The 24,495-nt window shown below is 66.8% G+C and carries 27 protein-coding genes; 16 read left to right on the top strand and 11 right to left on the bottom strand.

Annotated elements, in window-relative coordinates:
- Window positions 1-9 precede the first annotated feature (9 nt).
- The 7 genes from EDF40_RS16085 to EDF40_RS16055 all read left to right on the top strand — a co-directional run bounded on the left by EDF40_RS16085 (window position 10) and on the right by EDF40_RS16055 (window position 5,227).
- On the top strand, window positions 10-729 hold the full coding sequence (locus tag EDF40_RS16085; RefSeq protein ID WP_148053887.1) for a hypothetical protein: 720 nt from the start codon (window positions 10-12) through the stop codon (window positions 727-729).
- 38 nt (window positions 730-767) lie between these two features.
- Entirely contained in the window at window positions 768-1,082 is a 315-nt protein-coding gene (locus EDF40_RS16080) for a metal-sensitive transcriptional regulator (RefSeq protein WP_056120637.1), read from the top strand.
- 95 nt (window positions 1,083-1,177) lie between these two features.
- Window positions 1,178-1,639 (top strand): hypothetical protein, encoded by a 462-nt coding sequence (locus EDF40_RS16075; protein ID WP_056120640.1) that lies wholly within the window; start codon window positions 1,178-1,180, stop codon window positions 1,637-1,639.
- A gap of 104 nt (window positions 1,640-1,743) precedes the next feature.
- On the top strand, window positions 1,744-2,346 hold the full coding sequence (locus EDF40_RS16070) for a DUF305 domain-containing protein (protein ID WP_111058305.1): 603 nt from the start codon (window positions 1,744-1,746) through the stop codon (window positions 2,344-2,346).
- A 258-nt stretch (window positions 2,347-2,604) separates the two neighbouring features.
- Window positions 2,605-3,402, top strand: a complete 798-nt coding sequence (locus EDF40_RS16065) for a M23 family metallopeptidase (protein ID WP_148053886.1) — start codon at window positions 2,605-2,607, stop codon at window positions 3,400-3,402.
- Entirely contained in the window at window positions 3,399-4,739 is a 1,341-nt protein-coding gene (locus tag EDF40_RS16060) for a peptidoglycan DD-metalloendopeptidase family protein (protein WP_185003148.1), read from the top strand. Before EDF40_RS16065 ends, EDF40_RS16060 begins: the two co-directional genes overlap by 4 nt.
- A gap of 83 nt (window positions 4,740-4,822) precedes the next feature.
- On the top strand, window positions 4,823-5,227 hold the full coding sequence (locus EDF40_RS16055; protein WP_123340867.1) for a four-helix bundle copper-binding protein: 405 nt from the start codon (window positions 4,823-4,825) through the stop codon (window positions 5,225-5,227).
- Window positions 5,228-5,387: 160 nt separating this feature from the next.
- Here EDF40_RS16055 and EDF40_RS16050 read toward each other — a convergent pair whose 3' ends face one another.
- Window positions 5,388-5,741: a metalloregulator ArsR/SmtB family transcription factor gene (locus EDF40_RS16050; RefSeq protein ID WP_123340866.1), complete on the bottom strand. Its 354-nt coding sequence runs from the start codon at window positions 5,739-5,741 to the stop codon at window positions 5,388-5,390.
- A 116-nt stretch (window positions 5,742-5,857) separates the two neighbouring features.
- On the opposite strand from EDF40_RS16050, the gene EDF40_RS16045 reads away from it, so the two are divergent.
- The 5 genes from EDF40_RS16045 to EDF40_RS16025 are packed head-to-tail and all read left to right on the top strand — an operon-like array spanning window position 5,858 to window position 10,929.
- On the top strand, window positions 5,858-7,261 hold the full coding sequence (locus EDF40_RS16045; protein WP_123340865.1) for an FAD-dependent oxidoreductase: 1,404 nt from the start codon (window positions 5,858-5,860) through the stop codon (window positions 7,259-7,261).
- Window positions 7,261-8,664 (top strand): arsenic transporter, encoded by a 1,404-nt coding sequence (locus EDF40_RS16040; protein WP_123340864.1) that lies wholly within the window; start codon window positions 7,261-7,263, stop codon window positions 8,662-8,664. Before EDF40_RS16045 ends, EDF40_RS16040 begins: the two co-directional genes overlap by 1 nt.
- Window positions 8,665-8,684: 20 nt before the next feature.
- A complete protein-coding gene (locus EDF40_RS16035) occupies window positions 8,685-9,101 on the top strand; it encodes an arsenate reductase ArsC (RefSeq protein WP_123340863.1) in 417 nt (138 codons plus the stop codon).
- Window positions 9,102-9,121: 20 nt separating this feature from the next.
- Window positions 9,122-10,519 carry an NAD(P)-binding domain-containing protein gene (locus EDF40_RS16030; RefSeq protein WP_123340862.1) on the top strand — a complete coding sequence of 466 codons (1,398 nt, stop codon included), beginning with the start codon at window positions 9,122-9,124 and terminating at the stop codon, window positions 10,517-10,519.
- Window positions 10,504-10,929 carry a low molecular weight phosphatase family protein gene (locus EDF40_RS16025; RefSeq protein ID WP_260213518.1) on the top strand — a complete coding sequence of 142 codons (426 nt, stop codon included), beginning with the start codon at window positions 10,504-10,506 and terminating at the stop codon, window positions 10,927-10,929. The genes EDF40_RS16030 and EDF40_RS16025 overlap by 16 nt, the downstream gene beginning before the upstream one ends.
- Window positions 10,930-11,434: 505 nt before the next feature.
- On the opposite strand, the gene EDF40_RS16020 is transcribed toward EDF40_RS16025, so the two are convergent.
- Both EDF40_RS16020 and EDF40_RS16015 read right to left on the bottom strand, forming a co-directional pair.
- Window positions 11,435-11,869 (bottom strand): ASCH domain-containing protein, encoded by a 435-nt coding sequence (locus EDF40_RS16020; protein ID WP_221180496.1) that lies wholly within the window; start codon window positions 11,867-11,869, stop codon window positions 11,435-11,437.
- A complete protein-coding gene (locus EDF40_RS16015; protein WP_148053884.1) occupies window positions 11,842-13,362 on the bottom strand; it encodes a GNAT family N-acetyltransferase in 1,521 nt (506 codons plus the stop codon). Before EDF40_RS16015 ends, EDF40_RS16020 begins: the two co-directional genes overlap by 28 nt.
- 318 nt (window positions 13,363-13,680) lie before the next feature.
- Between EDF40_RS16015 and EDF40_RS16005 the strand changes: the two genes are divergently transcribed.
- Window positions 13,681-14,772 carry a hypothetical protein gene (locus EDF40_RS16005; RefSeq protein WP_123340858.1) on the top strand — a complete coding sequence of 364 codons (1,092 nt, stop codon included), beginning with the start codon at window positions 13,681-13,683 and terminating at the stop codon, window positions 14,770-14,772.
- 505 nt (window positions 14,773-15,277) lie between these two features.
- Here the strand turns inward: EDF40_RS16005 and EDF40_RS15995 are convergent.
- The 7 genes from EDF40_RS15995 to EDF40_RS15965 form a co-directional block, all read right to left on the bottom strand.
- On the bottom strand, window positions 15,278-16,045 hold the full coding sequence (locus EDF40_RS15995; RefSeq protein WP_148053883.1) for a hypothetical protein: 768 nt from the start codon (window positions 16,043-16,045) through the stop codon (window positions 15,278-15,280).
- A 266-nt stretch (window positions 16,046-16,311) separates the two neighbouring features.
- Complete coding sequence (locus EDF40_RS15990; RefSeq protein ID WP_148053882.1) at window positions 16,312-16,563, bottom strand: hypothetical protein; 252 nt, start codon at window positions 16,561-16,563, stop codon at window positions 16,312-16,314.
- Window positions 16,560-17,423 carry a hypothetical protein gene (locus EDF40_RS15985; protein WP_123340854.1) on the bottom strand — a complete coding sequence of 288 codons (864 nt, stop codon included), beginning with the start codon at window positions 17,421-17,423 and terminating at the stop codon, window positions 16,560-16,562. Before EDF40_RS15985 ends, EDF40_RS15990 begins: the two co-directional genes overlap by 4 nt.
- Before the next feature lie 51 nt (window positions 17,424-17,474).
- Window positions 17,475-17,783: a hypothetical protein gene (locus EDF40_RS15980; RefSeq protein WP_123340853.1), complete on the bottom strand. Its 309-nt coding sequence runs from the start codon at window positions 17,781-17,783 to the stop codon at window positions 17,475-17,477.
- Window positions 17,780-18,811 (bottom strand): hypothetical protein, encoded by a 1,032-nt coding sequence (locus EDF40_RS15975; protein ID WP_148053880.1) that lies wholly within the window; start codon window positions 18,809-18,811, stop codon window positions 17,780-17,782. The genes EDF40_RS15980 and EDF40_RS15975 overlap by 4 nt, the downstream gene beginning before the upstream one ends.
- Window positions 18,783-19,064 (bottom strand): hypothetical protein, encoded by a 282-nt coding sequence (locus EDF40_RS15970; RefSeq protein ID WP_123340851.1) that lies wholly within the window; start codon window positions 19,062-19,064, stop codon window positions 18,783-18,785. Before EDF40_RS15970 ends, EDF40_RS15975 begins: the two co-directional genes overlap by 29 nt.
- A gap of 31 nt (window positions 19,065-19,095) precedes the next feature.
- Entirely contained in the window at window positions 19,096-19,668 is a 573-nt protein-coding gene (locus tag EDF40_RS15965; protein WP_123340850.1) for a hypothetical protein, read from the bottom strand.
- Window positions 19,669-19,956: 288 nt separating this feature from the next.
- On the opposite strand from EDF40_RS15965, the gene EDF40_RS18950 reads away from it, so the two are divergent.
- Window positions 19,957-20,799 (top strand): hypothetical protein, encoded by an 843-nt coding sequence (locus EDF40_RS18950; RefSeq protein ID WP_148061626.1) that lies wholly within the window; start codon window positions 19,957-19,959, stop codon window positions 20,797-20,799.
- On the opposite strand, the gene EDF40_RS19675 is transcribed toward EDF40_RS18950, so the two are convergent.
- Window positions 20,730-20,918, bottom strand: coding sequence for a Helicase associated domain protein (locus EDF40_RS19675; RefSeq protein WP_395862963.1), 189 nt, complete (start codon window positions 20,916-20,918; stop codon window positions 20,730-20,732). The two genes, EDF40_RS18950 and EDF40_RS19675, sit on opposite strands and share 70 nt — an antisense overlap.
- An 841-nt stretch (window positions 20,919-21,759) precedes the next feature.
- On the opposite strand from EDF40_RS19675, the gene EDF40_RS15955 reads away from it, so the two are divergent.
- Window positions 21,760-22,578, top strand: a complete 819-nt coding sequence (locus EDF40_RS15955; RefSeq protein ID WP_123340848.1) for a TnsA-like heteromeric transposase endonuclease subunit — start codon at window positions 21,760-21,762, stop codon at window positions 22,576-22,578.
- Window positions 22,575-24,494, top strand: coding sequence for a DDE-type integrase/transposase/recombinase (locus EDF40_RS15950; RefSeq protein ID WP_148053879.1), 1,920 nt, complete (start codon window positions 22,575-22,577; stop codon window positions 24,492-24,494). The genes EDF40_RS15955 and EDF40_RS15950 overlap by 4 nt, the downstream gene beginning before the upstream one ends.
- Window position 24,495: the final 1 nt, after the last annotated feature.

Below are 24,495 nucleotides of genomic sequence, written 5' to 3'. Positions count from 1 at the left end.
TGAGCGGATGTGTTCCCGATCCGCTCGACCGGCACCCGGAAAGAGGACGTGATGGCGACAAAGACTGATCGGCGCGAGCAGGCGCGGCAGAAAGCCGCTGACCGCAGAGCGGAGCAGCAGCGCAGCCGTACACGCCGGTGGTGGCTACTGGGCGCCGCCGTGGTCGTCGTCCTCGCCGCGGTCACCACGATCACGGTCACCGCCCTCACCCGTGGCGACGACTCGGCGCCGACGGCGTCCGGGGTGACGGCGGCACCGCCGTGGCCGGCCCCCGCGGATGCGCCGGCGCGGGCGAAGGCTGCGGGACTTGAGGTGGCGGGGATGGAAGGTGCGGCGCTGCACACCCATCAGCATCTGTCCGTATCGGTGGACGGGGAGCCGGTGGCGGTGCCGGCGAACATCGGCGTCGACGTGCAGCGGGGCGGCATGTCCGCACTGCACACCCACGACACCTCCGGCATCGTGCATGTCGAATCCGCGAAGGTGCAGCCGTTCACCCTCGGACAGCTCTTCACCGAGTGGAACGTGACCTTGCGCGACGGGCAGGTCGGCGGGTACGTCGACGGGAAGAACGACCGGCACGTCGCCGTGTTCGTCAACGGCACCCGCACCACCACGCCACTGCCGGATCTGGAACTGCAGGACCAGCAGGACATCGCCATCGTCATCACCCGCGGCGTCGGCACCCCGATCGCGCCGGCCCCGTTCGATTGGTCGACGGCGGCATGAGCGCCGCTACCGTAAACGGTGACCCCCGAGGAGCGTCCATGACCGACACCACCGCACCTGCTGCAGAGCACCACCACGGGTACATCACCGCGAAGGACGACTACCTCAAACGGTTGCGCCGCATCGAGGGGCAAGCCCGCGGCCTGCAGCGGATGGTCGATGAGGAGCAGTACTGCATCGACATCCTCACCCAGGTGTCCGCGATGACGAAGGCGCTGCAATCCGTCGCGCTCGGCCTGCTGGATGACCACCTCGCGCACTGCGTCACCGACGCCGTCGCCGAAGGCGGCGACGCGGCCGCCGTGAAGCTCAAGGAAGCCTCCGACGCGATCGCCCGCCTCGTGCGCGCCTAACCAGCTTCCCGCCCACCAGACGGGGCGGTTGTCCTCTCAGCGCTCGTCCTGCACCATAGAACCCGCACCCCGACCAGCCATCAGTACGGATCCGCATGCTCACCACCGCGAACACCACGCGCCGCCGCCTGCTGCTGCAGGCCACGGCGGTGCTGGCGTTGCTGCTGCTGGTCGGATTCACGGTCCTGATGCACAGCATGCTCGGCCACGCCACCACCGGCGATCACGCCATGACCGCCACGTCGAGCATGACGGCCGAACACGCTCACAGCGAGACGGCCGGGCACGATGCGCACGCTGCCACCCCAGCTGGCGCGGTGGTGAGCGTACTCAGTGACGCCGGCTGCGACGGCGGCCTGTGCGCGCTGATGTGTTCACTGATGGGGATGGCCTGCGCGCTGACGATCGCCCTGTTCGCGTGGGCGCTGCTGCGCACCCGGAACGGCGGGGTCCTCTACGTCCTCGCACGCCTCCTCGCCCTCGGGGACCGTGTCGCACGCCGCGTCGCGGCACCCAAGCCGCCATCACTGACGGCGCTGCAGATCATCCGTATCTGATCCATCCCCGGCGGGAGCGCTCCCTTCGGAAGCTCCCGCATGCCCAGAACACGGGCAGGTATTCGCCTGCCCGGAACACCTGACGCATTCACGGGAACGGATCCATGAACACCACCATCACGCGCACCCTCGCGGCCGCCGCCGCCCTCACCATCGGCCTCACCCTCGCCGGCTGCTCCACCAACAACGCCGGCTCCTCGGACAGCTCCTCCTCGTCGTCCTCGTCGGCGGCGTCGGCACACAACGACCAGGACGTCATGTTCGCGCAGCAGATGCTGCCGCACCACAAGCAGGCCGTTGAGATGAGCGACATGCTCCTCGCCAAGGGCTCCGACGTGGACGCTGACGTTGTCACCCTCGCCAAGCAGATCAAGGCGGAACAGGGGCCGGAGATCACGTCCCTGACCAGCTGGCTGAAGCAGTGGGGTGAGCCCACCGAAGCCTCCAGCATGTCGGGGATGGACCACTCCTCGATGTCGGGAATGATGTCCGACTCCGACATGGACGCCCTCGACAGCGCCTCCCCGGCGGACGCCGGGAAGCTGTTCCTGCAGCAGATGGTCGAACACCACACCAGCGCCGTCGACATGGCGGGGACCGAAGTCGACAAGGGCAAGAACACCGACGCGGTCGCGATGGCGAAGTCGATCGTGTCGAGCCAGACCGAGCAGATCAACCAGATGAAGGACATGCTCGCGTCGATGTGACCCCGGCCGCGGGTCGCGGCGGAGTCCCCCTTCCCTGCCGCGGCGCGCGACCGGCCTTCCCCCTCCCGCTCGAGCACCCCGCCGAGCGGCCCTGTTTCTTCTGACGGGATCATCCCCGTCCGCCGTTTTTCTTGGAGCCTGCCTGTGCCCCAGCAGCACCCCCACACCCCCACTGCCACGCCGCTGACGCGCCGCGAAGCCCTCGCCGCAGAACGCGCCACACCTCCCGCCCCGCGGCCGCCCCGCACCCGCACTGTCGTGAGTCGGCCGCCGCTGCCCGCCGTGACGGTGACCGCGCCGGCACCGACGCGGACGCTCCGTTCCCGGGCGCTGGCGGCAATCCCCCTGACCGGAGCTGCGGCAGCGATGGCGCTGTTCACCGCCGCAGCGCTTCCCGCGCAAGCATCCACCGGCCCCGCCGTCACCGTGCCCGGCGGCACCCCCGCCGCTGCCGGGCAGAGCTTCACCGCGACCGGGCTGACCGTGACGGTCAACCGGGACGGCTACACCGTCACCAAGCCCGCCGTGAAGCCGGTGATCACCAAAACCACCACGAACAGCGCCACGGCATCGGCGGGCAGCACGGCTGCGGTCGCGCCGACCGGGACGATCGTGAACACCGGCGCCGGCGATATCCGCTGGCCTATCGCCGGCAGTATCCGAGTCAGCTCCCCGTTCGGCCCCCGCCTGGCCCCGTGCGCGGCGTGCTCGTCGATCCACCAGGGCGCCGACATCACCCCCGGCGCCGGCACCCCCATCGGCGCCGTCGCCGCCGGCACCGTCCGGATCTCGGGCACCCACCCGGAGTACGGCCAGTACGTCATCATCGACCACCAGATCGACGGGCAGACGATCTCCACCCTCTACGCGCACATGATCTTCGGCTCCTCACCGCTGCGCGCCGGGCAGAGCGTCGCCGTCGGGCAGCTCGTCGGCCTCGTCGGCAACACCGGCGCCAGCACCGGAGCGCACCTGCACCTGCAGGTCATGCTCGGCGGCACCACCCCGATCGATCCCATCGCCTGGCTCACCACCAACGCCGGACGCACCTTGTGAGCGCGCCGCCCACCACACCCGAACAGCGCCGGCAGCACCGCCTCCGCACGGTGGGGCTCGTCCTCGCCGTCGCGGCCGGGTTCATCGTCCCGCTCACCACGCCCACACCAGCTCGAGCAGCGAGCTTTCCCACCTGGGACCAAGTGGAAGCCGCCCGCGGTAGCGAGCAGAGCAAACAAGCGCAGATCAGCACCCTGAACGGGCTGATCGACCAGCTGCAGAAGAAGACCCAAGCCGCCGCCGACCGGGCTGACGCCGCCGGGCGGACCTACCAGGCGGCGCAGGATGACCTCGATCAAGCCACCGCAGCGCACGCGAAACTCGCCGCGAGCACGACTGCCGCGACGACGGAATCCGAAGAGCTCGGCAGCACCGTCGGGCAAGTTGCCGCGGCCCTCACCCGACCAGGCGGCAGCGGCCTCGGTGCCGGCGCGATCCTCGGACAGGACGACCCAGATGCGTTCCTGCAGGGGTTGAGCATGTCGAGCAAAATCGGCGAGCAGGTCGATGGCCTCTACGCCCGCGCGAGCACCGCGGCGAAAACCGCCGGCGCCCTCGCCGCCCAAGCCCGCGTCGCGAAGACCGCCCGCACGAAGCTCGCGGACGCCGCGCAAGACGCCCTCGATGACGCCGTCGCCGCCAGCGACGCCGCGGCAGCGGCGGAGGCGAGCGAGCGGGAGAACGTCAGCACGATGCGTGCCCAGCTGGCGACGCTGCGCGATGATCGGCTCAGCATCGAGCAGGGCTATGAAGCAGGCGTCCGCGCCCGCGCTGCGGCCGCCGCGGCCGCAGCGAAAGCCGCCGCGGAGGCCCGTGCCCGCCAACAGGCAGCCGCCGCAGCCGCAGCTGCGTCGCGCCCTGCCGCGTCAGCGCCCGCACCGGCCGCCCCCGCTGCGGGCAGCACGCGTCCCAGTGGCAGCGGTACAGCGTCCGGGTGGACCCGACCGATCACCTCGTACAGCTTCTACCAGGCGTACGGGTACCGCATCCACCCCGTCTACGGCGACTACCGCCTCCACGCCGGAGCCGACTTCAGCGCCCCCTGCGGCACTCCGCTCTACGCCACCGCCGCCGGCACCGTCACCTACGCCGGACCCTACGGCGGCTACGGCAACATCATCATCATCGACCACGGCGGCGGCATCACCAGCGCCTACGCCCACGTCTACGCCACCGGCATCTACGTCCGCACGGGGCAAACCGTCGCCGCTGGCACCAACATCGCCGGCGTCGGCAACGCCGGCGTCTCCACCGGATGCCACCTGCACTTCGAGATCCGCAACAACGGCGTCGCCACCGACCCGATGGCCTTCCTCGCCACCCGAGGCGTCAGCTAAGCCCAAACCGGCCACCATGGCCCCCACACGTTCGACGTCAACCGACGCCGGCGAAACAGCAGTACCGACGGAAAGGATGACCCATGAGCACCACCACCGACATGCTCCGCACCTACCCGAAGGACCTCGGCGGCATCGACCAGACAGCTCTCGCCGCCTGCATCGACGCGTGCTTCGAATGCGCGCAAACCTGTACCGCCTGCGCCGACGCGTGCCTCGCCGAAGACATGGTCGCCGAGCTCACCAAGTGCATCCGCACCAACCTCGACTGCGCCGACATCTGCGCAACAACCGGCAACGTCCTCTCCCGCCACACCGGCTACGACGCCAACCTCACCCGCACGATCCTCGAGGCGTGCCTGGCCGCCTGCAAGGCGTGCGGAGACGAATGCGCACAGCACGCCGACATGCACGAGCACTGCAAGATCTGCGCCGACGCATGCCGCCGCTGCGAAGAAGCCTGCACCGCACTCCTCGCCCGCGTCTAAGCATTCGCCTCAAAACAGAAGGCCACCTTCGCACCAGGGTGGCCTTCTGCTTGCGTTCAGAGGATTACGGGGCTCGAACCCGATGAGGTCAGCACCGGTGCCAGCGGGGCTTGATCCAAGTCCAACGGCCGCACCAAGCCCGTCCGAAAGGTCGAGCGCGCTACTTCGTCGGTGCGGTGATGAGGCCGGCGAGGGTGTCGAGGGCGCCGGGAACGAGGGAGAAGTACGCCCACGTGCCACGCTTCTCGCGGCGCAGGATCCCGGCGTCGACGAGCACCTTGAGGTGATGCGACACGGTCGGCTGGGACAGCCCGAGCGGTTCCTGCAGGTCGCACACGCACGCCTCCGCACCGTCGTGCGCGGCGACCATCGAGATCAGCCGGAGCCGTGCCGGGTCGGCGATCGCTTTGAGTGACTTCGCGAGGACCTCGGCGGATGCCTGGTCCATGGCCTCGGTGGTGACGGGCGAGCAGCACGCGGTGACGTCCTGGATGGGAAGCAGCTCGATCGTCATGGGCTCATCTTCCCACGGACTTCGACACGCGTCTATATTTGCGTTCATCGATATCGACGTGCTTCGATGTAGGCGCCGGGTTCCGGCTCCCGCTCGATCCGTGAAGGACCAGCCTGATGACTCACCTCCTCGCCGTCGGTGGCAGCGACGCCGGTATCGCCGCGGCGCTCCGCGCCCGTGAACTCGACCCGTCGACGGATGTGACGGTGGTGCTCGCGGACGAGTTCCCGAACTTCTCCATCTGCGGCATCCCGTACTGGGTGTCCGGCGACGTCGCCACGGAAGGGTCCCTCGCGCACCGCACCCGCGCGGACCTCGAAGCCGCCGGCATGACCGTCCGCTCCTCCACGTGGGCTTCCGCCGTCGACGTCGACCGTCGTCGCCTCATGGTTACCTGCCCCGGCGGCGAGGAGGAGATCTCCTACGACGAGCTGCTGGTCGGCACCGGCGCCGAGCCGGTGCGCCCGGCTGGGGTCCCGTTCGGTGAACCGGGCATCCACCTACTGCACTCCATGACCGATGCGGAACAGGTCGTCGCTGCCCTCGAGCTGCTGCCGGCAGGGAGCCCGGTCGCGGTCGTCGGCGCCGGCTACATCGGCCTGGAGATGACCGAAGGGCTCGTCGCCCGTGGGTTCGACACGACACTGATCCAGCGCGGCCCGGAAGTGCTCTCCACCCTCGACCCGGAACTCGGTTCCCTCGTCACCGCGGAAGTCCGCCGCCACGGCGCAACCGTCCTGACGGGTTCCACCGTCACTGGGATTACCCCGGCAGGCGGTGGGCAGTGGCGCGTCGCCACCAGCTCGACCTCCGGTGACGCGGAGGGCACGTTCGCGCTCGTCGTGGTCTGCGTCGGTGTCCGCCCGGTCACGGACCTCGCCGTCGCCGCCGGCGCCCGGCTGGGCCACGCCGGCGCGATCGTCGTCGACGAGTCCATGCGCACCGGGGTGCCGCACGTGTGGGCTGCCGGTGACTGTGTCGTGACGCACCATCGCCTCCTCGGCACCACCTGGTTGCCGCTCGGGACGACGGCGCACAAGCAGGGCCGCGTCGCCGGGGAGAACATGCTCGGCGGCAGCAAGGTCTTCGCAGGTTCCGTGGGGACGCAGGTGGTGAAGGTGTTCGACCTCGTCGCCGCCCGCACCGGCCTCCGCCAGCACGAGACCGGCCCACTGGACGTGTCTCCGCTGACGCGGGTGACGGTGGCGGATGACCACAAGCGGTACTACCCGGGCGCCGTCCCGCTGACGATCAGCGTCACCGGCGACCAGGCCACCGGTCGGCTCCTCGGCGCGCAGATCGTCGGGCAGCGCACTGCGGAGATCAGCAAGCGCATCGACACGTTCGCCACCGCCCTCCACGCGGAACTCACCGTGGACGACGTCATCGACCTCGACCTCTCCTACACGCCGCCGCTCGGGTCCCCGTGGGACGCTGTGCAGGTGGCCGCGCAGGGCTGGGAACGCGCCGCCGCCGCGGCGAACCAGGCTGCAGTGAATCAGGCCGGGGTGACCGCCTGATGGTGTTGGCTGTGGTCGCGGCGGCGATCTTCGTCGCGACGCTCGTGGTGGTGATCTGGCAGCCCAAGGGCTTCCCGATCGGGTACACCGCGCTCATCGGCGCCGTCATCGCCCTCGCCACCACCGTCGTCGGCCTCTCCGACATTCCGACCGTTGTCGGGATCGTGTGGAACGCGACGTTGACGTTCGTCGCGGTGGTGTTGATCTCGTTGATCCTCGACGAGGCCGGGTTCTTCGAGTGGGCAGCGCTCCACGTCGCCCGCTGGGGTCGCGGCAACGGCTGGCTGTTGTTCGTCCTGATCGTCGGCCTCGGCGCGGTCATCGCGGCGGTGTTCGCCAATGACGGTGCCGCGTTGATCCTCACCCCGATCGTCGTCGGGATGCTCCGGGCACTGAACATGCCGCAGAAGGCGGCGCTCGGGTTCATCCTCGCCACGGGGTTCATCGCGGACACCGGCAGCCTGCCGCTGGTGGTGTCGAATCTGGTCAACATCGTCTCCGCTGACTACTTCCACCTCGGCTTCGCCGAGTACGCCGCCGTCATGATCCCCGTCGGCATCGTCTCCGTCTTGGCCTCCCTCGGCATGCTGCTGCTCTACTTCGGTAGGAGCATCCCGAAGCGGTACGACGTCCTCGCCCTCACCAGCCCCGCCGCGGCTGTGAAGGATCGGGCGACGTTCCGTGCAGGCTGGGTCGTCCTCGCGCTGCTGCTCGTCGGCTACTTCGCCGCCGACCCGCTCGGTGTGCCCCTCGCGGCCGTCGCTGGCGTCGGGGCGGTCGTGATCGTCGCCGTGGCGGCCCGGCAGCCCGCGTTCCTCTTCGCCCGCGCCCAGGCCGCACCGGTCCTGGTCACCACCGGCGGCACCGCCACCGTCCGTGACGCCGGTGGCGGTGCAGGGGCGCCGTTGGGGCGGGTGATTCCGGTGTGGAAGACGATCCGGGAGGCGCCGTGGCAGATCGTGCTGTTCTCCATCGGCATGTACCTCGTCGTCTACGGCATCCAGAACCAGGGCCTCACCGACCACCTCGCGACGCTGTTCGACGTGTTCGGTGACCACGGGGTCCTCGTCACCGCGCTCGGCGTCGGGTTCACCATCGCGATCCTCGCGTCCCTGATGAACAACATGCCCACCGTCCTCATCGCCGCCCTCGCCATCGGCGGAGCCGGAGCGACCGGGCTGACACACGAGGTGATGGTCTACGCCAACGTCATCGGCTCCGACCTCGGCCCGAAGATCACCCCCATCGGCTCCCTCGCGACCCTGCTGTGGTTGCACGTGCTGGAGAAGAAGGGCATTCACATCGGGTGGGGGCAGTACTTCCGCACCGGCATCGTCCTCACCATCCCCGTCCTCGCCATCACCCTCGCCGCCCTCGCCGGCTGGCTCACCCTCATCCACTGAACCCGAAAAGAGACACACCCATGAGTGACAAGCCCACGATCCTGTTCGTCTGCGTCCACAACGCCGGACGCTCCCAGATGGCCGCCGGCTACGCGCAGGCCCTCGGCGGCGACCGCGTCGAGGTCCTCTCCGCCGGCTCCGAGCCGAAGGACCAGATCAACCCGATCGCGATCCAGGCCATGGCCGAAGACGGCATCGACATCGCCGGCAACCAGCCAAAGATCCTCACCACCGACGCCGTCCGCGAATCCGACGCCGTCATCACCATGGGTTGCGGTGACGCGTGCCCGATCTTCCCCGGCAAGCGGTACGAGGACTGGGACCTCACCGACCCCGCCGGCCGCGGCATCGAGGACGTCCGCCCCATCCGCGACGACATCAAGCACCGCGTCCAGACGCTCCTCGCCGAGCTGCTGCCCACCGAAGCAACCGCGTAACGACCAGGAAGCCGCAGACCATGACGCTCACCCTCACCGTCCCACCCCGCACCGACGCGGACCGCCTCACCGGACTCCCCGTTGCGGTCATCGGCGCCGGCCCCGTCGGCCTCGCCGCCGCAGCGCACCTCCTCGAGCAGGGTCTCGACGTCGTGGTGTACGAAGCCGGCCCCAGCGTGGGCACGGCTGTCCGCGCCTGGGGACACACCCGCCTGTTCTCCCCGTGGCAATACGTCATCGACCCCGCCGCCCGCCGCCTGCTCGAACCCACCGGATGGACCGAGCCGCGGCCGTCATCGCTGCCGACCGGGCATGACCTCGTCGCGCAGTACCTCGAACCCCTCGCCGCCACACCCCAACTCGCGTCGGTGATCCGGTACGGCACCTGGATCGACGCGGTCTCCCGGCAGGGCATGGACCGCACCCGCTCCACCGGCCGCGCCGACACCCCGTTCCTGCTTCGCCTGCGCACCGGTGACACCACCAACACCGTCACCGCGCGCGCCGTCATCGACGCCTCCGGCAGGTACACGACCCCGAACCCCCTCACCGCGGCAGGGCTCGAACCCACCGGCATGCTGGGAACCCGGATCACGTCCGCCCTGCCGGACGTCCTCGGAGCGGATCGTGCCCGGTTCGCCGAGAAGCGAGTCCTCGTCGTCGGTGCCGGCCACTCCGCCGCCAACACCCTCATCAAGCTCGCCGCCCTCGCGAAAGAAGCACCCGGCACCGAAGTGCTCTGGGCTATCCGTAACCCGGGCACTGCACGGCTCGGCGCGGACGCCGCTGACGGGCTCGCCGCCCGCGGGCAGCTCGGGTCCACCGTCCACGGGCTGGTCGAGTCGGGACAGGTGCAGCAGATCGCGTCGTACGGGATTGACGACGTCCAGCCCACTGGTGGCCAGGTCACCGTCACGGGCCGCCGTGCCGGGGAAGTCTTCGCGATGACCGTCGACGTGATCGTGAACGCCACCGGGTTCCGGCCCGACCTCGACATGCTCCGCGAGATCCGCCTCGGCCTCGACGACATCGTCGAAGCACCCCGAGCGCTCGCACCGCTCATCGACCCGAACCTGCACTCCTGCGGCTCCGTGCCCCCGCACGGTGTCGCGGAGCTGGCGCATCCGGAGCCGAACTTCTTCATCGCCGGCATGAAGTCCTACGGCCGCGCCCCCACCTTCCTGCTCCTCACCGGCTACGAGCAGGTCCGCTCCATCGCCGCTGAGCTGGCCGGCGACCACCAGGCCGCCCGCGACGTCCAGCTCGTCCTCCCCGAGACCGGCGTCTGCTCCACCGACATCGGCGGGACCTCCTGCTGCACCACCCCACCCGCTACCGCCACTCCTGCCGCTGAGGATGCGGCCTGCTGCGCTACGCCCGAGCCGACCGCAGACAGCACCTCGTGCTGCACCAACTGACCGGACTCGCACCCGTGACCACGAAGCCGACCGTCCTGTTCATCTGCAAGCACAACGCCGGACGCTCCCAACTCGGCGCCGCCCTCCTCGAAATCGCGGCCCCCGACCGGTACACGGCCACCTCCGCCGGCATCACCCCGGCCGACGAGGTGAACCCCTCGATCGCCGCGGCCGTCGGCGAGCTCGGCCTCGACATCACCGGACGCGTCCCCCGGGGAGTGACGCCCGACCTGCTCGAACAGGCGGACATCGTCGTGCTCATGAAGCCCGACCTCGAACTCCCCGCCGACCCGCGCGGCACGGTCCTCGAGTGGTCGTTCCCCGACCCCACCTCCTGGTCACCAGAAGACGTGCGGCCGATGCGGGACGCCGTCGCAGAACGCATCGAGCGAGAGCTCCTGCAGCCGTAGCGACCGGCTTACCCGACACGAAGCGAAATCAGAAGCACGACACAGAGCGAAGCTGCTCACAAACCGATCAGCGCGACCCGACTCGGTCAGCGGCGCGCCAGGCCACGATGACGACTCGCGCGACGACTCTGGGCTGGCGGACCAAGCAGAGTCCCGGTACGCCTCCGCTCTCGGCCGCCTTCGGGCGGCAGCGCGCTCCTGCGTCAGGCGCAGGATTCGACTTCAGCGAACGGGACTGTGACCACGAACACCGAGATGCGTGTTGCTTGACGATCTGGCGCCGTTCGCGTCAGTGCTTTCGTTCCCCAGCCAGCTCGGGACGAACTTGGACACGCTCGACGAGTGCATGTCGTTACTGCACTGACATTGGCACTTGGCCGGACTGGTGACAAGCGGCTGCTTAAGTACGTCAAGTCGTTGATCCGCTCAGAGCTCAGCGCCGAACGCGTGCAGTGGGCTGAAGATCTTGCACACACCGGTCGAAGCGAACGTCTTCGCCGGGGTTCTAGGCGATCGCCATCGCCGCGCCGTGTGCCACCTGCGTGGGGCTTTCGCGGTGCACATAGTAGAAGCTCTGCGGAATCGAGCGAGCCAGTTCGGACAGCGGACGCGGCTGAACGTACCGAATGGCCTTGTCCACGACGAACGCGACCGCGTTCACCGTGGAGGCGTAGTACTCCCCGAAGCTGTGCCGGTCGATGACGCCTACGGCTCCGTATCGAGCCCAGATCCTCTCAGGAGCATCGACGACGGTTTCCCTGATGCGGAATTCGCCGACGATCTTCTGGACAGGCGCGGTGGCGTAAATGACGATCGTTTCGACGTCATCAGCAAGCTTGCGCTTGCGGAATTCGACTTGTTTTGTCCCCCGAAGAATTGCGTCGGCATATTCCGGGTGAATCGCCATAACCGCTACCCGCTCAATTGCTGGAGTACCCACGCTCGCCCTTCTTTGCTCGCAGCCTGTGTGATCGTCTGTGGCGGACCGTTCAGGACGCCCATCGCCACGAGTTCGTCGAGTGACCACGCCTCGTCCAGGAACCGGTCCTGACGGAACAGAACCGCGATGACGCCACTCTGACACATGCGGCTGACTTCCTCAGCCGTGTACACGGTGCGCCGTCCGACAAAGGAGAGCACGACTGACGGGTCGCTGCTTCGAAGGGTTTGCTCCACAACGCCGATCGCTCGGACCGCTCCGTGGCCGCCTCGGGCCCCTGCCGATCGGTAGAACAAGATGACCGAACCAGCAGGGAGGGACTTCCGGGTGGAGTTGCTGAGGTATGCCTTCCTGAGCGCGTTGCCGAACGGTCGTATCTCGACGTCGGAGAACCCTGGAAGGGTGAGGGTGCCATCTAGGCTCGGGCTGTCGGGGAACAGCCCCTCGTACCAGGTCGGCCGGATGGGAATGACGAACACGTCACTCGCACTCGCGACGGCTGGAGGGCCGTACCGGACGTGGTATGCCAGCGGGTCCGTTCGTGCGTCGGCGCCCGGCGTGAGGTTCTTTTCGAGGACCCACTCATCGTCGGTGCCAGGCAGCCGCCCCACGTTGACGAAGCCAAATGTGTCAAGGAAACGCATCAGCACCTGCTTGGCGTCGTCATTGATGACCGTCACGAAGAGCGCGTCGACGCGCTGAACATGTGCCCACTGGAGCACCGTCTTGAGGAGGAGCTCCCCGAGCTTCTCTCCCTCTGCACGGTCGTCGACTTTGAACGTGGAGATTTTCGTGAGTTGCCGTCCGGCCTGCAGCGGGTGGTCATCGTCTCGTTTGACGATCGCGATAGCTCGGTAGCCCCCGGATGCGTCTTCGACGATCCACACTCGACGAGATGGATCCGGAGCTACCTTGTTCCTAATCCAACTGTCGAACCCCGGGTAATCGCGACGAAGCGAGTCGAAAATCGGCTCATCGAGTCTCAGCTCGGCTGCCATCACCATCCGCACCTGCGGCGGCGCCGGCGGATCGTCTGGATGCAGCGTCCGGAGCAGCGCGAGCGCCTCCGCCGGCCGGAGGACCTGCTCCTCGAAGCCGAGCCGGGTAGCCCGTCGTATCAGGCGGCCGTCATTGGTCACAAAGTGCGTCGCCGCCCCGGCGGTCACCGCAGCGAGGAGCCGGACGTCTCGGAGGTCGTTCGAGCCGGGCTGCGGGTTCCCTGCCGCCTCAATGAGCTCGTCGGGGAGAGGAGGTTCGCCGATCCGTTCGTACTTCTCAAGCGCACGCAGGTTCGCTGCGCGGTGCTCGGGGTTGACGGTTTCCCGGAGGTCGTCGAAGTTCGCCGGATGAACGACAACATGATGCGCGTGTTCGCGAGCGAGGCGAAGAAACTGCGCGAGCGTGGACCGGTTCGCCTCCTCGCTTCCGTTGAAGGGCTCGAGAGTGATCACCGCGTTCGTGTCGAGGAGGAACCGCAGTCGTGGCGCAGCCATGCCCGTTCCCTCCGTCTGGACCTGATCTGAACGTAGCCGATCTGAGCACATTCTTGATGATCCTCCGTGGTGCGAGTTGCAAAGCCGCAGCAGCACTATCGTCGAACGAGAATCGGAGCCGCTTGCGATCACGTCGGTGCGACGCGAGCTAGCGACCGGTCACCCTCCTGCCTCGAACTCCTCACACAAGGGTCGTCATTGACGCTGCCGTTACAGATTTGGTGTAGCCATGACCCACCGATCCGATGTCGTCAAGTTCGCTCTATAGTGCGAGCGGAAAATCGCCCGGTCGCTTTCGATCCGATGTAGACTAGACGGATGTATCTCGGGATACGACCGGAAGGCGTTGCGCTCACGCCGGAGCAAGCGAAGTTGCTCGATGATGAGTTCTTCCTCGCAAATCCGCTTGAGCACTTTACCGCCAGGATTCATCTCCTCCTCGGCTCGGAGTTGACTGCCCCGACGAGGGACACCCATCCCAAGTTCTTTGAGGCCCTTGGGCTGGCGGGCGTCGACACCCTCCCCACCGCTGTGAAGCAGCGCGAGGACGTGCACCGCGCCATCGACGCTGTCGTGCTCCGCCACCAGTGCGCGGAAGCGCTGGAGCGATTCCTCTACGCTCTCACCGCTGCTCGACCACGAGGAGACGATGCCCCGTGCACCTGGTTAGCGATCGCCGATAGCCCCACCGGGATTCACGCCGTTGCTACAGCGACCAAACAGGCGTTTGATGAGGACGAGCAGCTCCTCCTCAAATTTCTATACCCCGCCGGGACGGTGATCACCGAAGACCTCGCATCCAGTTGCACAACGGCGCTGGCCTGGATCAACCACGCAACTCACCTTCTTCTCGACGACGAACTACCCGTCAACGCCGCATACAACAAGCTCAAGCACGGTCTCGCGGTCACAACACGAGACGACGTTCGGATTCAACTCATCTCCACTCAGCCCAACGCGGACGGGACCGTACCGCTCAGCGCCTTCGGCGAAGGCCGGTCTACGCCGATTTTCGACCGGCCGCTGGTCACTTACCTCACCCGGCCACGCACCAAAGGCAAGCAGCCACAGCCAGGTGTCGAAGCCGTCACGTTGCGAATCGACGTCCCGACGGTCCTCGCCGAGACCTGGATGATGGCGAACGTCTACGCTGCCCTCTTCCACGTGGCAGCGGTCAAGCATCACAACGGCGCTCCGCCCGACGGGATTGCGCCGCGACCCGCTCTCGTCGTCGATCGCACCCCCGACCGGGTTCTGCGAGGTCAACCACTCGGCTACCGCAGCCCGGTCACCCTGCCTAGCGAAGCGACAGGGTCCACTCGACCGGAAGGCCTCGCCCTCGCCGGGCGGTTCATCCCGATGAGAATTGACCTGAGCAGTCGACGCCGTGGGCGCATCGTGGAGGGCTAGAAGCCGTACCCGCGGCGCCCGCAGCTCGCCCGGTCAGCCGAGCGCCCCGCCGTGAGTAGTGATGACGTTCCTGCCGGCCCTCGCTTCGATGTCTCGGAGCATTCGGAAGCACCGCCCTGCGAGGCGCAGAGATGCTCCGTCGCACATAGGTGGTCCGAACCGAATATCAGTGCGGGTGCGCCATACGGGCGGACCGCCAGCGTCAGTCCTCGCTCGTACGATCCGTCCCGTGGGTCGTCGTCGTTCGAATGGTTGGGTGCCGCCGCAGCCGTTCTCGCCTCAGGAAGAGGCGCGAGGCGCGGACGTGCGGGAGCTTGAGCAGCCGATGCCGGTGTATGCCTGGTTCCAGCTGCCGGACAGGCTCATTCGCCGGGATGACGCGGTCGCGAGAAGCATGACGCACGACGCGGTCTGGGTGGAAGCGGGTCGTGGCGAGACGAAGCTTGCGGCGTGGGTTTGGAGGAGTTCGGTGAGGCATAGAGCTCCGGGGTGAGCGTGAGTGTCGTCAGCTAGGAAGGTTCCATCGGAGGTCGTACCCGGTGTCGGCGAGGAACCAGAGCCGGTTCCGAACCTCCTCGAGCGCGGCCGTGTCGTCGTCGGTGCGGGTGTCGGCGCGGAGGAGTGTGTTGGCGGTGATGATGTCGTCGGTGCGGTCTCGGTATCCGGCGGCGGTCGCGGTGGCGAAGATGCTTGGGTCGGCCGGGAGGATGAGTTCGGTCCCGGTAAGGTCCACGTTTTCGGGTTCGAATCCGAGGCTCGTCATGTCGATTAGTTTCGCGGTGAAGGCGACGAGCCGGTACGGCGTCGTCTTCCCGACGGTGATTGCCGGGTAACCGGGGCGACTCGAGATCCCTCGCCCGGAGATCAGACAGCCAGCGCTGATGAGTCGGTCCGCCTGCTCTGCAAGCGGCAGGTCGGACCGCCATCGAGACCGAATTCCGCCTGGACCCGGATAGCACGCGATGCAAAAGTCCACGAGCCCGCCGACTTCGCGGGATTCCCATCCGATGCTGGTGCGGTGCACGCGTTTCCCGAGCCGCGCGAGCGCGTCGTCCACCTGCCCGGGCGTGAATCCTCCACGCTCGACGAGCCCGTCGAAGGTTGCGCCGTTGACGGCGAGCATCCGTGCGACGGCGAAGGTGATGTAGATCGGTGCGGCGTCCTTCCACCGGTCGTGGACGCCGAGCACCTGTTTCCCGTCGATCCAGACGCGTCGGCGGTCGACGTCGACGAGCAGGACCGTCTCGGTCTGTTCCGCGAGCGCGATCTGCATCTGCATCACCGTGCGAGGAGCGAGCAGGAGCAATTCTGCCGGTGTGTCTGGTTCGCCGCGCGGGTTCCGGGTCGATGTCGGGAGGCGGGCGCGGCGGCCGTCGGCGAGGCGGATCGTGTCGTGCGACTCGACGACCGCGTGCAGGCCGGCGAGTTTGAGGACGGCGAGGGCGTCGGTGAGGTCCGCCGTCTCCCCGAGCCCATACGGGAGCGTGATTTGCGGGCGGCCGGCGTAGGCGTCGGCGACCCATTGCAGTGCGGGTCCCATCAGCGGCGCTCCTCGGGGGTGTCGGGGCGGATGAGGGCGATGAGCCAGCGGGCTTCGGTGAGGAACGGCTCCCAGCCGTCGCGGGTGTCGCCGTGTGCTGGTTCGCAGCGGTAGCCGCCGTCGCTGTCGGTGCTACTGACGACGACCTGCCGGAGCTCGGAGTCCGGTGGGTCACGGAAGTACATGTGTCCGTGCGTGCCGGCCATGTCGAACGCGACGGTGAGGAGGAACAGCTCTGGTCGGGTGGTCACCACCGCCACCGCCGTCCTCGGAACAGGGCGATGACGGTCGCGAGGGGCCGCCCTTGCCGCATCCAGTCCAGCGGTGTCAGGGGTACGTCGTCGACGCTGAGGAACTGCCGGGCTGTGGTCATGAACTCGGTCATCGCTGCCGCGTCGAGGAGCCGCTGCGGCGCTGCCGCGAAGAGGACGTCGAGGCCAGGCAGCAGGCTGGATGGGTCGCCGAAATCGGGCAGGGCGGGTTGGACGAGTTGCCAGTTGGGGATGCGTTCTTCACCGTTGAGGTCGAAGCTGGTCAGCCGGTTCGACCCGAACAGTTCCCCGACGTCGTCGACGCTGATCTGCAGGGCGGTGGCGGCTTCCGCTTCGGTGAGAGTCGTGTCGAGCAGGTGCCGGCGGATGCGTGCCTGCGTGGCCTGCCACCATTGCTCGGGCACGTCAGCACCATCAGTAGGAGCAACGCCGGGTGTGCGTGCGATTTGTTGGCCTTTGTCGGTGTAGGCCTGGAGCTGGTCGATGCTGACCTCACCGCGGGCGTACAGCCACAACTGGACCTGCCAGGGCATGTCGTCCGGGAACCCTTCGAGGTAGCCGGAGTGGATGACTTCCCGGACCGCTTTCTCCCGCTTCGCGACCTCGGACCCCGGGATCAGGAGGGTTTGGACGATGCGGTTCGCTTCCCGTGCCGCGGGGACGGTCAGGTCGGTGAGACGACGCCGGTTCCGGTCAACGAGCTCGTAACCGGGCTCCTTCTCAATGTGTTCGATCATGATCCGCGCCATCGACGCTTCCGGATGCTCGGTGTCCTCGAGGAGGACATGCCCCCACAGGATCCGGTCGTTCGAGAGGTGCAGGGAAACCAGACGCATCATCAGCAGTACCTCCAAGAAGTCGTAAGTGAGCGGGCCGGATCGGGGTGCGGGTCAGCTCGCCGGTGAGGTGGGTCGGGTCCGGCCGATGCGTTCCGGATGGTGGGTCAGGATGAACCGCATCAGACGGTCCGTTTCCGCCATCGCCGCATCCGACACGTCGCTCCCGGACGGGTCGGTGGTGGTAAGGCGAAACCATGGCTCCTCGCCTGCGTGATCGACCAGAACGGTCGCCCACAGCCCATCGGGATCGTTCGCGTCCGAGAAGATGGCGGCACCGAAAAACCGGACGTCGTCAAACGCCAACGTCAGAGACACCAACCGCAACACCACGGAACGGCTCTCGTTCGCTTCGTCGGTCATCGGACGTGCATCCAGCGGAGGTCATAAGCGGTGTCGGCGCGGAAGTGCAGCAGCGACCGCAGCCCGTTCACCGCATCCGTGTGCGTGTCCGTGTAGCCGTCCTGCCAGATGACGGACGCGGTGATGAACTCATCCGTGCAGCAGCCAAGGTTCGGCGGCGACAAGATCGTCGTGTCCTGCGGGACGAGGACCTTCACCGTCGCTTCGTCCACGCCGGCGGGCTCGTACCCGAGCGCTCCCATGTCGGGGTGAGTGGCGAAGAACGCCGTCAACCGGTTCGGCGGCACCTCAGCCCACGACAGGTGCGCCGCCCACCGGTCCGACATCACCCCGCCCAGTCCGATGAGCTCATCCGCCTGCTCGTCGAACGTCGCATCTCGCCTCCAGCAGGTGCGGATCCCGCCCGCACCCGGATACGCCGCAAGGACCCAGTCGATGAGATCGGTCAGGTTTTGGGCTTCCCAACCCAGGGGCGTGCGGACCACGTGCTCGCCGAGCGCCTCGAGCGCTGCGCGAACCTGCTCGACCCGGAGTCCGGTGCGGTCTGCGACGTCGTCGGTGCTGCCGCCGTCGACGGTGATGGTGCGGGCGATGGCGAACACGTTCCGCCAACCCGGCGTCGCATCCCGCTGCATCGATGACCCGGACACCTGCCGACCGTCCGCCCACACGCGTTGCCGTTTCCCATTCACCACCACCAGGTCCGGGTAACGCCGAGCCAGGGACAACACACCTCCTTCTGATCCGCCGGGCAAGACGATCAGATCCGCGTCGCGACTGTCCGGTACGCCGTCGGTGATGGTGGTCGTCGGGTCCGGTGTCGATAGGAACCCGGTCCGGCCGTCCTCGAACCGGAGCCGGTCAAACGCCTCCACCTTTGCCGGCATGCCGGCGGCGGCCAATGCGGTCAGTGTGTGAGTGATGTCGATCGTCCACCCGAGCCCGAACGGCAACGACAGAATCGTCTGCTCGTGTCGGATGTCCTGAACCCACTGCCGCTCATGCATCGTTACGCCCCGATTCGCCATCGGTTCGGCCGACCGCAGGAAGTTCTTTCAGTAGGCGCATCACTTCGGACGCTGGCCTCATCAGCGGACCCTTGACGTCCCCAAGAACCGTTCCGCTCAGCGAGGAAGACACCCACACGTCAGGGTCATCCTCGACGCGAACTTCGACGTGCCGCTGCAGGACCGCCGACTCCGTGATGTTCGCGAGGCTCATCCCCATCAAAACCGACGACACGACGGCGTCGAACCGCGCCGACAACGACAGCAGCCGCAACGGCGCCGGCTCGAACCGTGGCGCTCGACGGTTAGGCATCGCGGGCCAGCCGCGGGTCGTCCTCCGCCAGCCGTTCCAGGCCAAGACCGGACGCTTCGAGAATCGCGTCCTCAGACTCTTCCGTCGCCACGAAGGAGCCGATCTGGGCGTTGGCTGCGACAAGAACCCCGATACGGCTCCGTGCATCCAGCACCACTACGTCGACTTCCTCGTCACTGCAGTCCGAGGTGAGCTCTGGCTTCGACGGATGCAACGCCGGGAACTCGAGCTGCTGAGCCGGAGGGTGCCACTTCACGCCGACGCGCAGCACACGGCCGTCGGCATCGTTGCGGTAGAATATGGACCCAAACGGGTGCCCCATGTCGAGGGTGAGGTCCGCGCCGTACAACGTCCACCCGGCCGCGGCGTAGGACGAGTCCCATCGCTGCACGGTGAGCGCGCCAATGCCCATCCTCAAGCCCGGGATGAGGGCTTGCCCATCCTGCACGTCGGCGTAGAGCTCTTGCACGTTTGGGGGACTTTGATCGCGCATGCTCGACAGCGGGATGCGCCTCAGGCGTGGCTCGTACCCGGGTTGCGATTCGTGTTTGTGCGTGAACGTCATGTCGGTGGCTCCTTATCAGTTCGGTCCCGGTCTGCGCGGGTTCCGCGCTCTAGGCACTGTTTCGAGGCGTGATCCCCGCGCACCGGGTGTCGGAACTGCACTCCGTCACTCGGCGCTCGTCCAAGCGAAGATCGAACAGGGCACGAGCACAGCTCGCGATCAGTCGTGCGTGCTGCCGACGCTAGGGGCCCCTGGCGCGGTGCGACGGAGATCTCGCACGGTTGCGTCCGAAACGAGGAAAACCGGTGCCTGCGTGGAGGCCTTGCCGTGCAGCGGTATCGTCGGATCATGCGCGAGGAGGGCGACGTCGTCATCGGCGGGATGCGGTTCACGCGTGGCGACCTCCGTCAGACGGAGATGCGCCTCGAACAGTGGCTGTTCCAGACTGCGCCGGCCCTCTTCGCACATCGCCGAGGCAGCGCGACGTACTTGCTGTCTCATCCGCAGATTGGATCGTTCGCTCCGACAGCAGTGGTGATGACTGCAGCGCCACAATTGCTGGCCCAATACCAGCACGTGCCGGATCGCATCGAATCTCTCGAAATGGCGCAGGACGCGATGGAACCAACCTGGAGCTTGGCGCCAACAATAGGGATCAGCGAACGAGTCTTGATGACTCACCTAGCTGCGAGTGTGGAACGGTCCGTTGCAATACAAGTCGCCGCGATCGATCCGACTAAGGCAGCGGAACGAACGAACGGGGTAGTCGACCTCGTGGAGCAACGCGCAGTGTTGACAAGCGCACTGCTCCGACAGGTCCCTTGGGCGGAGGAGATTTCGCAATTGCTTGAAAGCCAGCAAATGTGGTGGTTGGTAGACGACCTTGAAGACTGGACTGTCGACCGCCCCTGGGAGCCGGCCGCTCCTGATCCCTACTTTGGTATCGGCACCAGATACGGCGCGCGTCTATGGCTGGTTGAACTCCTCTCTAGGGGACTGCGCTCCGGGACGGCTTGGCGGATGCCTGCCCAAGATCGTCGGCTCTCCGCGGCGCAACGGCATGAGACGGCGCGTCAATTCGCTGTCCTCCCCGCTCAGGAGAAGTATTGGGAAATGACCGGTCAAAGTATGCGGACCGTCGCGCCGCGCAACAGGCGTAGACGATACGGGCGCAATTCACCCGAGCGATAGGCCGCGCGCTGCTCCGCAGCCCATCGACCCAGAGACGCTTCCGATCGATCGAACGAACGTCGCTGCGGAGGTCGTCCGTTCTCCTCCCAGAACTCTTGATACGCCGCGAACTGCGCCATCCACCGGTCGTGCTGCGGCCGCCACACGAACCCCGGAATGCCCTCGAGACGTCGGATCTGATAGCTGCAATGGGTGGCCCGGATGGCTGCCCGCCGCTGGTAATTCAACCGGTCGATTAGTCTCTGCTCGATGTCTCGCGGCCGCGGGGACCTCGAAGACGGAACCGGCATCCGGCCTTCCTTCTGCACGAACGAATCGAGTCCGTGCACGAACTGCGTCCACCCCGCGATCGTGAGACTTGGCGCTGGACCGCCGATGTCTGCGAGGTAGTAGTCAAGACCACGCCGCTGATCGACGGAGAGGTCACTCCACGCGCGAGTGTGTAACTCCTCGTACTCGCTCTGCAGCGCTTGAACTTTTACGAACGGCTGACTGTGCGTCACTCGACGACTCCTCCCGGAGCCGCATCTCGGCTCCGGGATGCTTATGCGCGGATGTGCCGGCGCAGCGCTCGCTCGGGTCGCGACACGCCGAGATCGTCCAAGCGGTCGTCATCATCAATGCCCCCAGAACGGGACATCACGATTCAGTAACTGCGTGCGCAACCAAATCGATATGCCCCTTACACAGGGGGCCTGCAGGCATCACCGAGGACGAGCGAGCGCTGAGAAGAGCGTCGGGCAGGCCCGGCGGAGCACCTCGCGCCGAAACGAGGAACTGCGTGCCTGTCGTTCGACTTATCGTGTTTGACGCGCCGGAACGCGGACCTGAGTCACCGTGCCCGGCCGCTGACTCTCTCCCCGACGGCCGCACCGATGGCGGCCGTCCTCCGCCCGCACACTCGTTCGGTCCGCTCCCCCTCGCGGTCCGTTTCGTCGTGCCCGCTGACTGGATCGGAAGATGAGCCCACAACCCTTCAACTACGCAGGGATGCGTCCCACTGGCGTCGACAAAGCGCGCACCGGACGCCCACCACAGCGCGTGTTTGACGCCGCCTTCACGAGCGGACGACCGCATATTGCGTGGATGATCGGCGAGCGTTGGCATGCCGCCGTAGCGGACCCCGAAGCGCTCGAACGTGAGCTGTACAGCTCACGCCGCGTTCGCACCCCTCGCCGCTACACGAGCAAGCGCAGCCTCTCCGGCTTCTACTGGTTCTCCGGCAACGGCGACCACGTCTGGCACGAGAGCCTCAACGAGTCCAAAGTGCTCCGCAACCTCGACCATCGTGGCGACATCATCGCCATCGGCGCACAGCCTGCAACGGTCGTGTTTCCTGACAAGCACTGGCACGTACTCGACTTCATTGGACTGAACGGCTCCGGTCAGCAGATCGTCATCGACGTCAAGCTTGAGACCGACCTGACGAAGCCAAAGGTCGCTCTGCAGCTAGCGTCCACTGCAGCGATGTGCGAAGCCGTGGGTTGGGGCTACGAGGTACACGTCGATCTGCCTGTTCAGCACGAGCAGAACATGGAGTGGCTGGAACAGTTCAAACTGCCACGGCTCGCCCCACCGTTCGATGCGGTCGAGCGGCTTGAAGAGATCGCGCGTCCAGGAGAGCCGCTGATCGTCATCGAGGCGGCGCGTGCTCTGTCCCCGGGGTCGGACAAGGTCGGTCGAACCTGGATGTACAACCTCGTCTGGCGGCGCGTGCTCGATATGGACCTCACCGTCGCTGTTGGCGACGCATCGCCCGTGTGGATGGCTGCCGCATGAGGCCGACATTCAACATCGAGGACGACATCGAACTCGACGACGGCTTCTACCGCGTCCTTCAGCGCTCATCCTCGCTGGTGAAGCTTCTGCACCTGAAGCTCAAGCACGTCATCACCATCTCGCTCGCTGAGCTTCGGCTTCGCGCCGTGAACCTTGCCGCTCGAATCGTTTCGCGACCGGACAAGCTCGACGTGATGACGGACCTGGAGAAGATCCAGGTGTCGGAGCGCACGCGCCACATCGTCGAGCTCCTCACCGGAGTGTTTCCCGGAAAAGCGAAGCGAAACCCCGCGTACGACCCCGCAACGAATCTTGCTGACCGCGTCACGCGGAAGGCAGCCGAACTACACGTCTGCGAGCGAACTATCTGGCGTTGGAAGCGCCAGTTCGAGGAAGATCCGGAGACCGGGCTCGTCGACAGGCGGTGGTTTCGGCGCGGTCACGCCTACGCCAAGCTCACGCCTGCACTCAGCAAGGCCTTTGCCGCGGTTCTTGTCGACTACCCGGAGGAACCGACCGTTCCGCTGGCTCAACTCATTGAACAGACGAAGGCGAAGTACGTCGAGCTTCACCACCAGCTCGCCCCCAAGTTGGCGCCGGCAACTTGGTACAAGTACCTCAACTTCATGCGAGGCCGCACCAACCTCAAGGCCAGCGCCAAAGCTCGCCGATCAGAAGCACGTCGCCCGACTCGTCCCATGCTCACCCGCGTGCCAACCCGGCCTGGGGAACTCGTCGAACTGGATGCGACCCGCCTCGACGTCGAGTGCATCCTGCCTTCCGGTAGGGCGGGATTCCTCACCGTCTCCACGGCAATCGACGTCTGCTCCAGCGGTGTTCTCGCGTTCACCGTTGGCGCCTTCGGCACGCGTGGTACCGATCAAGTGGCGCTCATTGCGCAGATGGTCACGATGCCGGAAAGCCGGCACGGGCTCCTCGAAGCCCGCAGGCGACTGATGCAGGACCACCCCGACGCAGGGCTGCTTCCACCAGACGAATTCGAACGCCTCATCCTGCACAAGCCGTTCGTGTACCCGTCTCAGATGACGATGGACAACGGATCTGACTTCCAGAGCAACACCGTCTACAACGCCTCCCGCGCTCGCGGCATCAGCATCGTGTTCGCCTCACCCGGTCAGCCGACGACAAAGCCCCATGTCGAGCGGTTCAACGGGGAGATGAACAGAAGCTTCGCGGCAACCCACGCTGGGTACGCAGGGGACAGCGCTGTCAACAAGGGGCGCCGTAAGCACGACCTCCTCCCGTGGGATCTGCTCCTGCACCTCCTGTTCGACTGGATCTACGGCACCTACAACGCGACGCCAAGCAAGGGGCTTCACCCACTGCAGCCGGGGCGCAAGTTCTCGCCCTACGAGGTCATGGAGCAGGCGGAGGACATCGCTTCCTCGATCGTCGAGACGGCGCTCCCGTTGACTCCCGACGAGTTCGTTCGCAGTCTGCCGTCCGACACCCGGATTCTGTCGGATGCCGGTATCCGATTCGCCAACCATGACTACTGGAACGACGATCTGAATCCGCTTCGGACTGTGCAGACGATCACGCAGGGCCTGTCCGAGGGCGAGATCCGGTTCCATTTCGACCCGGACGTCCGGGACCGGATCTGGGCGATTGGTGCTGCCGGCGAACTCATCGAGTGCCGGATCCGAGGCATTGAGCTCTACGAGGCGCTACCGCACTCGACCGAGCGCGCCGCTGCGGCCCGACGCGCTCAGGACAAGGTCATCACCTCGACCATCACCAACCTCGTAACAGGCGGACCAGTCCGCCCCTGGGTCGCTCCGAAGGTGAGCCCAGACATCTACGAGGACGCGACCATCGGCGAGCTCGAGATCGAACTCGCCGCCATGAACCCCGGTGAGACCGGCCTGTTCGACCCCGACGAAGACCCGCTCTGAC

It is taken from the genome of Curtobacterium sp. PhB170 (genome assembly GCF_003752345.1).
Taxonomy (GTDB): domain Bacteria; phylum Actinomycetota; class Actinomycetes; order Actinomycetales; family Microbacteriaceae; genus Curtobacterium.
Note: the sequence above shows the minus strand (reverse complement) of the source record. Positions and strands in the feature narration are given on the sequence as shown.

What these genes read in the sequence shown, in the direction of transcription:
- EDF40_RS16080 (WP_056120637.1), top strand. Translation starts at nt 768, where the DNA reads ATGACCGACACCACCGCACCTGCTGCAGAGCACCACCACGGGTACATC.
- EDF40_RS16075 (WP_056120640.1), top strand. Translation starts at nt 1,178, where the DNA reads ATGCTCACCACCGCGAACACCACGCGCCGCCGCCTGCTGCTGCAGGCC.
- EDF40_RS16070 (WP_111058305.1), top strand. Translation starts at nt 1,744, where the DNA reads ATGAACACCACCATCACGCGCACCCTCGCGGCCGCCGCCGCCCTCACC.
- EDF40_RS16055 (WP_123340867.1), top strand. Translation starts at nt 4,823, where the DNA reads ATGAGCACCACCACCGACATGCTCCGCACCTACCCGAAGGACCTCGGC.
- EDF40_RS16050 (WP_123340866.1), bottom strand. Translation starts at nt 5,741, where the DNA reads ATGACGATCGAGCTGCTTCCCATCCAGGACGTCACCGCGTGCTGCTCG.
- EDF40_RS16045 (WP_123340865.1), top strand. Translation starts at nt 5,858, where the DNA reads ATGACTCACCTCCTCGCCGTCGGTGGCAGCGACGCCGGTATCGCCGCG.
- EDF40_RS16040 (WP_123340864.1), top strand. Translation starts at nt 7,261, where the DNA reads ATGGTGTTGGCTGTGGTCGCGGCGGCGATCTTCGTCGCGACGCTCGTG.
- EDF40_RS16035 (WP_123340863.1), top strand. Translation starts at nt 8,685, where the DNA reads ATGAGTGACAAGCCCACGATCCTGTTCGTCTGCGTCCACAACGCCGGA.
- EDF40_RS16030 (WP_123340862.1), top strand. Translation starts at nt 9,122, where the DNA reads ATGACGCTCACCCTCACCGTCCCACCCCGCACCGACGCGGACCGCCTC.
- EDF40_RS16015 (WP_148053884.1), bottom strand. Translation starts at nt 13,362, where the DNA reads ATGGCTGCGCCACGACTGCGGTTCCTCCTCGACACGAACGCGGTGATC.
- EDF40_RS16005 (WP_123340858.1), top strand. Translation starts at nt 13,681, where the DNA reads ATGTATCTCGGGATACGACCGGAAGGCGTTGCGCTCACGCCGGAGCAA.
- EDF40_RS15995 (WP_148053883.1), bottom strand. Translation starts at nt 16,045, where the DNA reads ATGCAGATCGCGCTCGCGGAACAGACCGAGACGGTCCTGCTCGTCGAC.
- EDF40_RS15985 (WP_123340854.1), bottom strand. Translation starts at nt 17,423, where the DNA reads ATGATGCGTCTGGTTTCCCTGCACCTCTCGAACGACCGGATCCTGTGG.
- EDF40_RS15980 (WP_123340853.1), bottom strand. Translation starts at nt 17,783, where the DNA reads ATGACCGACGAAGCGAACGAGAGCCGTTCCGTGGTGTTGCGGTTGGTG.
- EDF40_RS15975 (WP_148053880.1), bottom strand. Translation starts at nt 18,811, where the DNA reads ATGGCGAATCGGGGCGTAACGATGCATGAGCGGCAGTGGGTTCAGGAC.
- EDF40_RS15965 (WP_123340850.1), bottom strand. Translation starts at nt 19,668, where the DNA reads ATGACGTTCACGCACAAACACGAATCGCAACCCGGGTACGAGCCACGC.
- EDF40_RS18950 (WP_148061626.1), top strand. Translation starts at nt 19,957, where the DNA reads ATGCGCGAGGAGGGCGACGTCGTCATCGGCGGGATGCGGTTCACGCGT.
- EDF40_RS19675 (WP_395862963.1), bottom strand. Translation starts at nt 20,918, where the DNA reads ATGGCGCAGTTCGCGGCGTATCAAGAGTTCTGGGAGGAGAACGGACGA.
- EDF40_RS15955 (WP_123340848.1), top strand. Translation starts at nt 21,760, where the DNA reads ATGAGCCCACAACCCTTCAACTACGCAGGGATGCGTCCCACTGGCGTC.
- EDF40_RS15950 (WP_148053879.1), top strand. Translation starts at nt 22,575, where the DNA reads ATGAGGCCGACATTCAACATCGAGGACGACATCGAACTCGACGACGGC.